The sequence below is a fragment of the Rouxiella badensis genome (genome assembly GCF_002093665.1).
In the GTDB taxonomy this organism is placed as follows: domain Bacteria; phylum Pseudomonadota; class Gammaproteobacteria; order Enterobacterales; family Enterobacteriaceae; genus Rouxiella; species Rouxiella badensis.
Window position 1 is genome coordinate 54,703 of sequence record NZ_MRWE01000011.1, and the last position, 12,420, is coordinate 67,122.

Consider the following 12,420-nt stretch of genomic DNA (forward strand, 5'->3'; position numbering starts at 1 on the left):
GCCTAAATATGGTTGCTTTGCAGGACCCAGACGGCGGCCTCGACGCGCGATTTCAGCTTCATCTTCTTCAATAAATGCTTCACGTGAACTTTAACCGTGCTTTCGGTGATGTTCAGGCGTCTGGCTATCATCTTGTTAGGCAAGCCCTCGGCGATAAGCTTGATGATGTCGCGCTCTCGCGGCGTGAGTGACTGAATATCGCGCTCGGTGCTGGGGCGTCTTTCGCGCAGGCTGGCGGTCAGTACCGGCGTTAACGCCTCGCTCAGCACCATCTTGCCCGCGGCCGCATGGCGCAGTGCAATCAGCAAATCTTCAGGCTCCATATCTTTCAACAGATAGCCATCGGCCCCGCGTTTAAACGCGGTCACTACGTCGTCTTCATTGTTCGAGACGCTAAAGACCACAATACGACCCGACAAATCGGTTTCGCGCATTTTATCGAGCGTATCAAGTCCGTTCATGCCCGGCATGTTGAGATCCAGCAGGATCAGGTCCGGATCGAGGGTTCGTGCCAGTTCAACGCCCTGTTCGCCGTTATTGGCTTCGCCAACCACCTGCAGGTCGCTGTCGAGGGCAATAAGCTGTTTGACGCCGTTACGTAGCATCGGATGATCGTCAATCAGCAAAATAGTGGAAGGCGTTGGGTCACTCATCGTGGCTCCTGTGGAGTAAAGGGAAGGGGATCGGGGGAGAAGTTTACGCACACCGTGGTGCCGCCGCCGTCGCGCGCATAGATGTGGCATTCACCCTGAAGGCTGCTTGCACGATCCTGCATTATCATCAGGCCATAGTGATTCTGCCGCGAGGCGATAGCAGGGAGGCCGAGGCCGTTATCCGTTATTTTCATGGTCACCGCGCCCTCTTTGTAGCACAGGCTCAGCGTTACCTCGCTGGCATGGGCATGCTTATAAATATTGTTCAGCGCCTCGCGAGCAATGTGCAGCAGGTGCACGCCCTGATTGGCCGGAACCAGCTGCGGCGGAAGCTGATAATCAAACGTGATCGCCAGTTCCATTTTTTTAGAGAATTCATCGACCGTATGTTGCAGCGCCGATCGCAGCCCCGGGGTTTCTAGCTTGAGCCGGAAGGTGGTCAGCAGCTCACGTAATTGCCGATACGCGGTGCTAAGCTCTTCGCGCATCTGTTTGATAAGCAGCTGGCTATCTTCATTAAGCGGCAGATTTTGCATTTGCAAACAGGCCATCTGAATTTTAAGACAGGAGAGCGACTGGGCCAGCGAATCGTGCAGCTCGCGAGCGATGGTCGAACGTTCTTCCATCAGCATTAGCTGCTGCTGATTATCGGTTTGTCTGTCGAGCGTAAGCGCGCTGGCGAGCTGTTCGAGCAGGGTGCCAATCAACTGTAGCTGATCCTGAGACAGCTGTTGGTCTAGAGGAAGCTGGGCCAGCAGCAAACCATAGTTAACGTCACCGTCGCGCAGCCGCCAACTGAGCGGATAGGAATCTTCCAGCCCGCAGCCTGCTTCTCGGTCTCCCCATTCCAGCCGCTGAGGTTGTGATTTCTGGCTATCAATCTCGTGGAAAAACTCGGCGCTGTTGTTATCGTAAAGGCGAACCTGAATCGCACGCAGTGGCGTCAGTTTTTGCAGCTCCTGTAACACCGGCGGCAGCTTTTGCTCAAGGTTTTGATTGGTATGCAGCCGTTGACTGACGCGGTAGAGGAAGTCCAGCGTCTGGTTTTTCAGCTGTAGGCTGGCGGTTTTCTCCTCGACGCGCTGGCCCAGATTTTCGACCATTTCGGCAAGCGCCTGCGACATGCTATTCAGCGACTCCCCGAGCACGTCCATTTCGTTTCTTAACGCGCTGGCACCCTTTGAACGGCGACGATAGCGCAGGCTGAAATCGCCCTGCGTGATGGCATTGGCCTGCGTGAACAGCAGCTGCCAGGGTTTACTCAGACGCTGACGAAGAAAATAGATGGTCAATAACAGGAACAGCAACGTCAGGATGATGAATACGGTTTGCACCGCCGTAATCAGTATCAGGTGACGCTCCGTCTTGTGGTCGAGGTCGGCGACCAGTCCGTCGATGCGACGAACGAACTCCGTCACCGCAGCTTTCGCCTGTTCGGGCTGATGCGCCTGCAGAAGCTCAGGCTTGAGATACAGCTGCCAGTAATCAAGTATGGAAGCGTATTGGTTTTGCAGTCCTTCGCAGGCAACTACCTTTGAAAGCTCGGCGTTGTTCTGGTCATTCTCAATCTGGCGAATATCGTCGTCATTCTGGGGCGTGAGCGGTAATTCGGCCAGCAGTCGATAGGCCTGCATGCGCAGTGAGCCTGCCTTGTTAATGGCATGGGCGTTGCCCTGGATACTTTGCGCCATCCAGGAGGCAATGCTCATTCCGGTGATGCCAAACAGGCCAAGAAGCAGCATGAACAGGGGGATTTGTTTGACCAGCGACAGGCGAGTCAGTGCAGATTTAATCATGGTTTCCTTTCCCGCAGTTTCGGGCTGGGCGCATTCTTTACCATCTTTAGAGCGAACCCTATACCTATAAAGTATTACTTGGGCCATTACCTGTGGTCCCGTTGATACATATCAAGAACCGCGCAGGTCCTACTCCCTAATGTGCACGCCAATCGTACGACTTTTTTAGGTTGAGGCACAAATGACTGACACGACATCACACCACGCGGCAAAAACGCCCAAAGTAATTAAAGATTGGAGGCCGGAGGAGGAGGCGTTCTGGAATCAGCAAGGGCAACGCGTTGCTCGCCGTAACCTGTGGATTTCAGTGCCCTGTCTACTGCTCGGATTCTGCGTATGGATGCTGTTCAGCGCCGTCGCGGTGAATCTCAACAAGGTCGGCTTCTCATTTACTACCGAACAGCTGTTTTTGCTGACTGCGATACCGTCCGTTTCAGGGGCAATCCTGCGCGTCCCTTATTCCTTTATGGTTCCCCTGTTCGGCGGACGTCGCTGGACCGCCATCAGCACGGTATTTCTGCTGTTGCCCTGCCTGTGGCTGGGCTTCGCGGTGCAAAATCCAGAGACCTCCTTTTCAACCTTTCTGATTATCGCATTGCTTTGCGGTTTTGGTGGCGCGAACTTTGCCTCCAGCATGTCGAACATTAGCTTCTTCTTTCCAAAAGCCAGGCAGGGCGGTGCGCTCGGCATCAATGGTGGGCTGGGTAACCTTGGCGTTAGCGTGATGCAGCTGGTCGCGCCGATTGCCGTTTCGGTGTCCCTCTTTGGCCTGTTCGGTAGTGAAGGTAAGTCGCTCGCCAACGGCAGTACGCTATGGTTACAAAACGCTGCCTGGATCTGGGTTCCGTTTCTGGCCATCGCCACGCTTGCAGCCTGGTTTGGTATGAACGATATCGCCTCTTCGAAGGCGTCAATCCGCCAACAGTTACCAGTGTTAAAACGCGGACACCTGTGGGTGATGAGCGTGCTTTATCTGGCGGCCTTCGGCTCTTTTATCGGCTTTTCGGCAGGCTTTGCCGTGCTGACCAAGACCCAGTTTCCCGAGGTCGAGATCATGCATTACGCCTTCTTTGGGCCGTTTATCGGCGCGCTGGCGCGGTCATGCGGCGGTATGCTGTCTGACCGTCTCGGCGGTGTAAGAGTGACGCTGGTTAACTATGTCTTGATGGCCGTTTTTGCCGCGCTGCTGTTCCTGACGCTGCCGGTCAACGGTCAGGGTGGTCATTTCGTTGCCTTCTTTGCGCTATTTATGGCGCTGTTCCTGACGGCCGGGTTGGGCAGTGGCTCAACTTACCAGATGATTGCAGTTATATTCCGTAAAACGACGGCAGAAAGGGCTTTAGCGCAGGGTAAAACCGCCGAGGTAGCACAGCGCGAAGCGGTGACTGATACGGCGGCGGCACTGGGCTTTATTTCCTCAATAGGTGCTATCGGTGGCTTCTTTATCCCGCAGGCCTTCGGCATGTCGTTGGCGATGACCGGCTCACCGGCGGGAGCGATGAAAGTCTTCCTGCTGTTCTATGTGCTCTGTGCGGCGATCACTTTTTACGTTTATGGGCGTAAAGGCGCAAAATAGCGGCGTTAACGGGCAAGTTTAGCGTTCTTCCTCCATACTCTTTGAATGGTTAGTTCTCTCCGTTGGAGCGTTATGTTCACTCATCGATTAGTGTTTCCAGCCAGCGTCCTGCGTGGACGAGGCGCAATAAAGCATCTTGGTGCCATGTGTGGCCGACTCGGGCAGCGCGCGCTGCTGGTGGGAGGGGAGCGCGGCATTGCCAGCGTCGAGGAGCAGGTGGCCGAACAGCTTGACCAGCAAATGGTCAGCTATCTCGGGCATGACATGCTCACTGGACAGTGCTGTGAGGAAGAGATTAAGCGTCTCGCCGACCGGCTAAAATTGCAGGGCGTCGAGGTGGTTGTGGCGACCGGAGGAGGAAGGGCGCTCGACACCGCCAAGGCGGCGGGCGTGCTGTGTAATATTCCCGTTGTCACGCTGCCGAGCGTCGCAGGAACCTGCTCGGCCGTTACGCCGCTGGCGTTTCGTTATCACAGCAATGGGCAGTTTCGTGATATGTATCCGCTGGCGTACGGGCCTGCCGCGGTGGTGATTGACGCCGACCTGCTGGCCACATCACCGCTGCACTGGCTTTCCGCCGGACTCGGCGACACGCTGGCTAAATGGTATGAATACCGTGCCATTAGTGACCTCGGTCAATTGACCGGATTGTCTGGTGTGGCGCGCACCAACAGCGAACTCTGTTTTACGCTCATCAAGCACTATGCTGCTGACGCCTGCGAAGCGGTAAGAAAAGGGCAGGCCAACCTGGCGCTCGAACAGGTGCTTGACGCGATTTTCCTCTATGCAGGGTTGACCTCAATTATGAGCAATGGAGCGCATACCGGCGCAGCCCACGCCCTTTACGACGGTTTTACCGCCTGCGAGAAAACCCGCCACATCGCTCACGGCCTGTTGGTCGGCTTTGGTAATCTGTGCCTGCTGGCGCTGGAGAATCGCAGCGACGAAGAGCTTCTGGTCGCCCTCGAGCTCGCCCGCGCCAGTGCTATTCCAGTACATTTAAATGAAATATCTCCCGACCTGTCTGATGCCGACCTCAGTCTGATTATCGATCAAAGCCTGCGAGCGCCCGACATGGCGAACATGCCGACTGAGATAACGCACCGGCAGATGCGCGAGGCGATAGCGCGAGTTCAAACGTTAAGTTTGGTGAAAACTTAAAAAATGAGGTTTTTGGCTGCGCGCCGGCTCTTGCTAACGACCGCTTACTGGGCTGCTGCCCTAGACCTGCTTTTTAAGGTCAACGTCAATTAACTCCGAGGAGTTTTTCCGGTTTGAAAGCTTCAAGGGGTATTTACCTTTCCGCGCCGTCCTGAACCCGCCAATAAACTCTTAGGTAAAACCGTGTTCAGCCTTTGGGCGTTGCCTGCCAGAATAAGGGCGATTTCTGACGGTGGGCATTAGAGATGCCGCACGTTCCCCGCCAATGTGAATCTGACGCAGAAAAGACATCATATTTACAGCAGTTGAGGCAACAAAGAAAAACAAAAAAATCCCGCCGTTAGACCGAGCATGGACTTGACCTCAAGGCTGCCGATTTTTGTTTAGAAGCGGGTTGCGGATTCGTGACTGCGCCCAGCGTGCAAAGCACGTGCCCTTGACCTAAAAGCCCTTGACCCAAAAGCTCTAAAAGCGAATCAGGACCGCTATGCCCTCCGCCCCCCTAACGCCAATAAGCTCACCACACAGGTAGCAACCACGTAATAAGCCGGAATATCGAGATTGCCAGTCTCCTTGATGAGGCCGGTGATAATCAGCCCAGCACAGCCCGAAAACACCGCATTTGATAGCGAATATGACAGCCCAAGGCCGGTGTAACGTGTGTGCGTGGGGAACATCTCTGCCAGCATCGCCGGGCCGGGGCCCGCGACAACCCCGATGGCGGCACCGGCTATCAGCACCGCAATACCCTTAAGCAGCAGACTGCTTTGCGCGTCTTGCAGCAGATGCAGCAGCGGGAAGGTCAGCAGAATAATGACCCCCATCGCCGCAATCATCACTCTTTCTCGGCCAATTTTATCACTCAGCATACCTGCTGGCAGAATGGCTAGCGCGAAGCCGACGTTAGCCAGCACCGTGGCCACCAGCGCCTGTAAAAAGGTCGCATGCAGCGAGGTTTGCAGATACGACGGCATCACCACCAAAAAGGTATATCCACCGGCCGACCAGCCCATCATGCGGCCAATGCCCAGCGCGATAGCCTTTATCGTTTCGCCAAACGAGGCGTTGAGCAGTACGGCACCTTCGGCCTGCGTCTCTTTAAATGCCGGCGTTTCATCGAGGCTCAACCGCAGCCATAGGGCAACCAGCCCCATAGGCAGCGCCAGCAGGAAGGGAATGCGCCATCCCCACTGAGTTAACTGTTCGGGGGCCAGTAAATGGGCGAGCAGAGCAACAAGACCCACGCCGGTCAACAGGCCCAGAGACACGGTGAACGATTGCCATGCGCCATAAAGCCCGCGCTTGCCCTTCGGCGCAAATTCGGTCATCAGCGACACCGCGCCGCCAAATTCGCCGCCGGCAAATAATCCTTGCAGCATACGCATCAGGGTCAACAACAGCGGCGCGGCCACGCCAATCGAGGCATAGGTCGGTAACAGACCGATAGCGGCCGTCGCAATCGTCATCACGACCACCACGGCGATTAACGTCGGTTTGCGGCCAATCCTGTCACCGATGCGGCCGAAAACAATCGCGCCAATCGGGCGACAGAAGAACGCCAGCGCAAAGGAGGCGTAGGTCAACATCAGCCCAGTCAGTCCGCTTTGTCCCTCCAGGGTGAAGAAGTTACCGGCAATCACCGTCGCCAGATAACCGTAAACGCCAAACTCGTACCATTCGATAAAATTACCGACCGAACCTGCCACCAATGCGCGGCGAGACTGCCCGGCAGTGAGGGATGTTGCGGGAATATCGTATGCCATCATCGCCCTTGAAAAGTGATTGTCTGATTATAAGCGTCCCAGATTTTCTAAGGGGATGGCGAAACAATGTCAATGAATTTCATTGTATTAAGGGAGGCAGCACAAGGTTTTGAGAAAAACAAAGGCGTGAAGCGGAGAGGTTTTTTGCCGCCAATCCCTGGCGGGCAAAGTTTGCGTGTAGCGGTCAGAGCGTATGGATATCGATGCCATCGCCGATGTTGCTTTTCTGGTAATAGGCGCGTGGGACTTCAACCTGATACTGCTGGTCACCGTAGGCCACTTCCAGAATGTATTTTTCGTTTTCATAAGACTCGATGGGAATAAATCCAAAGAAGCCTTCCGCCACGCTGATGGTGCGCGACGAGGGTACGGCATAGCGATGAACCACCTTGGCGCGGAGCGGCTGTTGCTTGCCGGTGATGTGGTTCCATACCAGGTTAACCGGTTGCGACAGTGTGCTCAGCACGCCTGAGGCCAGCGAGTTCAGGTCGCTCAAACTGGTTTTCAACGCGGCGGTTGAATACCAGGCGGAACGATCGTCAGGTTTATGTGTTGACATGATCAATACCTCGTTGGTCTGTATATAACCTAATTACTATATTTTTCTGGTCTTAAGATCCAATCATTTTTTCAACTAAGTTAATCCAAAACGGAAGCAAACGGGCGATAAATTGCCCGCTAAGCGTTTATTCGGTAGGGATACGGCGGCGTTTTTCGGCCAGCAACAGCGGGCAGGAAGGGCACATGGCGACGTCTCTCAGCTCATAGCGCAGGCAGCACTGGCGGCGATACAGCGGGCTTTGCGGATCCCTGGGATTTTCAGGGCGCAGCGGTTGAAACAGTGGATTTTTCCTTCCTGCCGCCAGCTCGCGGGCATCCATTAAGGCATTGCCGTCGCGAGTGTCGGCCGCAATTAATTCGGCTTGCTGAATGCCCCAATTGACGCGAACCGCCGCGTTGCCCCAGTAAATCCCAGGCTTGAGACTGGAGGTGTCGGCAAGAGCCTGACACACCGGACGCAAATGTTGTTCGATCATCTCTTCGAAGCGGTGGAACGGCGATTCGGCGCGCGGGGTAAAGGCTTCACCTTCTCCCTGCAGGTAAATCTGACTCGGCAACCCCTCCTCCTGCAAACTCATAAACAGCTTTTCGGGATGGATGGGCAGTTGCCAGTTGTGGCTCAGGGAAATAATGACCCAGCTTGGCAGTAGGTTGGCGAAATACCACTGAGACCACATTGAGATGCGCGCACGGCGTTTGTCGATTTGCCCCGCATCCTCGGCGTGAACGGCCAGATAGCGTTCGAGCAGTCTGGTGCAGCCTTGTTCGCTGGTCAGCAGGCTCAGAGGCAGGGCGTCCGCCACCTCAGGGGTCATAAACTTGAATTGATCGGCAACCCAGGGTATTGGGCCATCGCGAAAGCTATCGAAGAGTGTCTGCATAATCAAAAAAATGAATCAGCCAATACTTTAGAGATAACGCAGAGTATCTAAATCTCAACAGAAATAATAATTATTTCTATTTCTGTTTGTATTGGCTGTTACAGGGCTCGCAAATAAGCGCCATAAATTTGCCTTTTTAGAGCAGCTTAGCGTGCTCAAGAATGGCTTTGACCTGCGCCTTCTTCTCATCGCTTAGCGGCTGAGCCGGGCGCAGTGAGTTAACCGGAATATCCACGCCAACCAGCTGAATTGCATACTTAATCACGTTGTAGAACGGCGTATCCAGCGCATAGAGTGGCGGTAACCAGGAAAGTTGCTGCTGAAGTTCGACCGCCTTGTGGAAATCTTTATCGCGCCACGCCTGATAAATACCGCAGGTGAGCTGCGGGGCAAAGTTGGCGCTGGCAGGGATTGAGCCCGCGCCGCCTAAAATCAGCGTCCCAAACAAGTATTCGTCATATCCGGCAAACACGGCAAAGTCTGGGCGCACCGGTAACACGGCCTGAAGGGTTTCACGGATGTGGTTAAGGCTGTCTACCGTATCTTTCAATCCCACAATATTCGGGTAATTCAGCGCCAGTTTGCGGACAACGTCGACCGGGATCGACTGGCCCGTGAGTGCCGGAAAGTTATAAATAACGATCGGCAGATCGAGGTTTTCGGCCAGGTAGCTGTAGTGCAGGGTGATGTTTTCTTCCGCCAGCGGATTGTAGTAGGGATTGACCACAACAACGCCGTCAGCGCCGACGCTTTTGGCATGACGGGCGAAGCTCAGCGTCGCCTCGGTACCCGGATGCGCGGCGCCAATCAGCACCTGCACGCGCTTATTGACGTAGGCGGTGCAAAAGCGTGCAACCTCGTGGCGCAGGTCGTCGGACATATGGGCAAACTCCCCGGCGCTGCCGAGGAAAAACAGCCCATTTACGCCACCGGCAATAGTGAAATCGATGAGACGTTTCATGCCTTCTTTATCGAGCTGTTCGTTCGCGTCAAGGATAGTCGGGACCGGCGGGATCACGCCGTGAAACAGGGACGTTGTCATTTTGCTTTCTCCATGCGCATAAAAAAAGAAACACCCTCCTTTATAGAACGATGTTTCATTTTTATATAGCGCAGGGGGAAAATTACAGCGCATTCATTGGAGAAGTTGAAGCAGAGTCACATCTTGTCGCTACATCACCAGCGCCTGACCGTCTTTGCGTGATTCGCTTCCGGCGAGGTAGTGACCCTGTGGATGGCGGACTATCACCTGCGCGCCGCCGAAGTTGTGACCCTGTAACGGATCCTCGACCAGCAGTTCATGCCCCATGGCACGCAGCGCCGCGAGCGTATTGGTGTCGAGCGTGGACTCGATAGCGACCTGCCGCCCTTCAATCACCCGCCAGCGCGGTGCATCGATCGCCGCCTGAGGATTCTGGCCGTAAAGCATCACCCGAATCGCCAGCTGAAGATGCCCCTGAGCCTGCATTGGGCCGCCCATCAGGCCAAACGACATCAGCGGTTTGCCGTCGCCGTCGGTGGCAAACGCCGGAATAATGGTATTCAAAGGGCGCTTGTTCGGTGCCACACAGTTGGCGTGCGCGGGGTCGAGCACGAAACCGCAGCCGCGATTCTGCATGCTGATCCCGGTGCCTGGCACCACGACGCCCGAGCCAAAGCCCATATAGTTTGACTGAATGAACGATACCATCATGCCGCTTGCGTCGGCGGTGGTCAGATACACCGTGCCACCCGGCTTCGGTGAGCCATAGGTCACGTCACTGGCGCGTTTTGGGTCAATCAGGCTGGCGCGCTGCTGTAAATAGTCGTCGCTGAGCAGATGCTCGGGACTGAAATGCATATGGTCGACGTCGGCGATGTGCTGGTCGAGATCGGCGAGTGCCAGCTTCATAGCCTCGATCGACAGGTGCAGCGTCTGCACTGAATCCACCGGCTGCGAGCCAAAGTCCAGCTTTTCGAGAATACCGAGCGCAATCAGGGTGGCGATACCCTGTCCGTTTGGCGGCAGCTCATGCACCGTGCCACCGGCAAACGGCTGTTTCAGGGTCTCGACCCAGTCAACCTTGTGGTTTGCCAGATCCCCAAGGGTCATCGCACCGCCGCAAGACTGGCTGTGAGCGATCATCTTCTCGGCCAGCTCGCCGCGATAGAACGCTTCACCTTCACTTTTGGCGATAAGCTCCAGCGTGTCGGCCAGCGCCGGGTTACGGAAAATTTCGCCGACTTCAGGTGCGACGCCGTTCGGCGCAAAGCATTCACTGAAGCCGGGCTGATCGTGCAGCTTATTCACCGCCGCCTTCCACAGTCGACTAATCAGCGGCGAAACGGGAAAACCCTGGCGTGCATAATCGATAGCAGGCTGTGCCAGAGTGGTCAGCGGCAGGCTGCCAAACTTTTTTGCCAGCTCAACCCATGCCGATACCGCGCCCGGCACGCTGACCGAGTCCCAGCCGTAGGTCGGCACCGCGTCTTTACCGGCAAAATATTCTGCCGTCCAGGCGGCAGGCGAACGGCCCGAGGCGTTGAGTGCGTGCGTTTCCTTGCCGTCCCACACAATGGCAAACGCGTCGCTGCCCACACCGCAGCCGCTCGGCTCTACCACGGTCAGCGCCATTGCAGTTGCGACCGCCGCATCGACGGCGTTACCGCCCAGCATCAACATACGCATCCCGGCCTGTGCCGCCAGCGGCTGTGAGGCGGAAACCGCATTGGCGCCGATCATGCTCGGGCGCCGGGTCGGATAGGCAACGTTAAAATCGTAAGACTGAGACATAATGACTCCAGTAAAAAGTAAACCCCTGAAACGCATCAGAATAACTCGCAGACAAAAAAACTATCACACTCGCTGCCTGAATGACCGCGCTTTTATTACACCAAAATGTGCTAAGCACCTACCTGCGGGCCTTTTGCCCCATATGAATAGCAAATGCCTGTCACCTTGCACCGTGTTGGGGATTGTTCCTACGGCGCTCGCGGTGGTTATTTAATGTACAAAACTGTCGAGCCGCATACAGGCTGTTAATTAATCGGTTAGTTAAATTTGGCATGATGGTTGCAGAATGGAATTGGGTTTTTTAGAGATGGCAAACTTTCTACCGGGGGTTTACAAGCATGAAAATGAAATCTATCGCTGTGTCTGCCTTGTCGTATCTTTGCGTTACCCTTGCCAGTGTTTCGGCGACAGCACCCGCCTTTGCGGCAGAAGCGCCTCTGGCTATGAACGCCGAGCTGCATGCCCAGCTTCCTGAAAAAATTCGTCAGAGCAAAGTCATCAATCTGGTGACCGACGCGCACTATCCCCCCTGCGAGTCTTTCGCTGAAGATAATAAAACTATGGTCGGATTCGAACCGGACCTGTGGGACGCGATGGGGCAGGTACTCGGCGTGAAGGTCAAGCCGGTATCGATAGATTTTGCCGGTCTCATCCCAGGCGTGAAAAGCGGCCGCTATGACGTCGCCGTCGAATGCATCTCCGACAGCCTGGAGCGCGAAAAGCAGGTGACCTTCGTTAACTATGCTTACGCCACCAACGAGGTCTATACCCTTGCCACCAACACCCGCGTCAAGGCAGACCCGCTGACCCTGTGCGGATTAAACGCCGGGGTGCAGACGGGCACCGACTTTGAGCACGCCATCAACGAGATTTATACCCCGAACTGCGTTAAGCAGGGCAAACCGGCGGTCAAGACCGTTACGCTGCCGTCGGCGGACGCAGTACTGCTGGCGCTCTACGCCGGACGCGTCGACTTTGTGCTTAACGATGCCGCCGCAGCGGGGGAAATCAAGAAAAAAGCCCCGCGGCCAATTCGGACAGTGCAGATGCCTCTGATGCCTAAATACTATCTCGGCATGGTGGTCGCGCATGAAAACGACGCGCTGTCGCAGGCGTTGCTTAAAGCGCTCAACGTGCTGCATGAAAACGGCACCTACGACAAGATAATGGCCAGGTGGGAACTCTCGGACGTACGTCTTGCCAAGCCGGGCATCAACCTGATGAAAACCAACCCAATCTGAAGCGAGGACTGAACT

Annotated in this window: 10 protein-coding genes; 3 read left to right on the forward strand and 7 right to left on the reverse strand. The window is 55.4% G+C overall.

Features of this window, described 5'->3' with window-relative positions; all coding sequences use genetic code 11:
* Positions 1-2 precede the first annotated feature (2 nt).
* Together narL and narX are read right to left on the reverse strand one after the other, a co-directional pair.
* Positions 3-653, reverse strand: a complete 651-nt coding sequence (gene narL, locus BS640_RS08470; protein WP_017490337.1) for a two-component system response regulator NarL — start codon at positions 651-653, stop codon at positions 3-5.
* Positions 650-2,449, reverse strand: a complete 1,800-nt coding sequence (gene narX / locus BS640_RS08475; protein WP_084912369.1) for a nitrate/nitrite two-component system sensor histidine kinase NarX — start codon at positions 2,447-2,449, stop codon at positions 650-652. The genes narL and narX overlap by 4 nt, the downstream gene beginning before the upstream one ends.
* A gap of 181 nt (positions 2,450-2,630) precedes the next feature.
* Here narX and BS640_RS08480 point away from each other — a divergent pair, with 181 nt between their 5' ends.
* Together BS640_RS08480 and BS640_RS08485 are read left to right on the forward strand one after the other, a co-directional pair.
* Positions 2,631-4,025: a NarK family nitrate/nitrite MFS transporter gene (locus BS640_RS08480; RefSeq protein ID WP_017490339.1), complete on the forward strand. Its 1,395-nt coding sequence runs from the start codon at positions 2,631-2,633 to the stop codon at positions 4,023-4,025.
* Between the two features lie 72 nt (positions 4,026-4,097).
* Positions 4,098-5,186, forward strand: coding sequence for an iron-containing alcohol dehydrogenase family protein (locus BS640_RS08485; protein WP_026110320.1), 1,089 nt, complete (start codon positions 4,098-4,100; stop codon positions 5,184-5,186).
* Between the two features lie 485 nt (positions 5,187-5,671).
* Here BS640_RS08485 and BS640_RS08490 read toward each other — a convergent pair whose 3' ends face one another.
* The 5 genes from BS640_RS08490 to BS640_RS08510 all read right to left on the reverse strand — a co-directional run bounded on the left by BS640_RS08490 (position 5,672) and on the right by BS640_RS08510 (position 11,164).
* On the reverse strand, positions 5,672-6,949 hold the full coding sequence (locus tag BS640_RS08490) for an MFS transporter (protein WP_084912370.1): 1,278 nt from the start codon (positions 6,947-6,949) through the stop codon (positions 5,672-5,674).
* A 184-nt stretch (positions 6,950-7,133) separates the two neighbouring features.
* Positions 7,134-7,508, reverse strand: coding sequence for a hypothetical protein (locus BS640_RS08495; protein ID WP_017490342.1), 375 nt, complete (start codon positions 7,506-7,508; stop codon positions 7,134-7,136).
* Between the two features lie 127 nt (positions 7,509-7,635).
* Positions 7,636-8,391, reverse strand: a complete 756-nt coding sequence (gene fhuF, locus BS640_RS08500) for a siderophore-iron reductase FhuF (RefSeq protein WP_193791214.1) — start codon at positions 8,389-8,391, stop codon at positions 7,636-7,638.
* 136 nt (positions 8,392-8,527) lie between these two features.
* Positions 8,528-9,433 carry a dihydrodipicolinate synthase family protein gene (locus BS640_RS08505; RefSeq protein WP_084912371.1) on the reverse strand — a complete coding sequence of 302 codons (906 nt, stop codon included), beginning with the start codon at positions 9,431-9,433 and terminating at the stop codon, positions 8,528-8,530.
* Between the two features lie 129 nt (positions 9,434-9,562).
* On the reverse strand, positions 9,563-11,164 hold the full coding sequence (locus BS640_RS08510) for a gamma-glutamyltransferase family protein (protein ID WP_017490345.1): 1,602 nt from the start codon (positions 11,162-11,164) through the stop codon (positions 9,563-9,565).
* A gap of 338 nt (positions 11,165-11,502) precedes the next feature.
* Between BS640_RS08510 and BS640_RS08515 the strand changes: the two genes are divergently transcribed.
* The gene (locus BS640_RS08515) at positions 11,503-12,405 is read left to right on the forward strand and encodes an ABC transporter substrate-binding protein (protein ID WP_017490346.1); all 903 of its coding nucleotides are present in this window, start codon (positions 11,503-11,505) and stop codon (positions 12,403-12,405) included.
* The last annotated feature ends 15 nt before the right edge of the window (positions 12,406-12,420 follow it).

Coding starts and splice junctions, on each gene's coding strand:
- fhuF (WP_193791214.1), bottom strand. CDS start 8,391: ATGCAGACACTCTTCGATAGCTTTCGCGATGGCCCAATACCCTGGGTT.
- narX (WP_084912369.1), bottom strand. CDS start 2,449: ATGATTAAATCTGCACTGACTCGCCTGTCGCTGGTCAAACAAATCCCC.
- BS640_RS08490 (WP_084912370.1), bottom strand. CDS start 6,949: ATGGCATACGATATTCCCGCAACATCCCTCACTGCCGGGCAGTCTCGC.
- BS640_RS08510 (WP_017490345.1), bottom strand. CDS start 11,164: ATGTCTCAGTCTTACGATTTTAACGTTGCCTATCCGACCCGGCGCCCG.
- narL (WP_017490337.1), bottom strand. CDS start 653: ATGAGTGACCCAACGCCTTCCACTATTTTGCTGATTGACGATCATCCG.
- BS640_RS08480 (WP_017490339.1), top strand. CDS start 2,631: ATGACTGACACGACATCACACCACGCGGCAAAAACGCCCAAAGTAATT.
- BS640_RS08485 (WP_026110320.1), top strand. CDS start 4,098: ATGTTCACTCATCGATTAGTGTTTCCAGCCAGCGTCCTGCGTGGACGA.
- BS640_RS08505 (WP_084912371.1), bottom strand. CDS start 9,433: ATGACAACGTCCCTGTTTCACGGCGTGATCCCGCCGGTCCCGACTATC.
- BS640_RS08495 (WP_017490342.1), bottom strand. CDS start 7,508: ATGTCAACACATAAACCTGACGATCGTTCCGCCTGGTATTCAACCGCC.
- BS640_RS08515 (WP_017490346.1), top strand. CDS start 11,503: ATGAAAATGAAATCTATCGCTGTGTCTGCCTTGTCGTATCTTTGCGTT.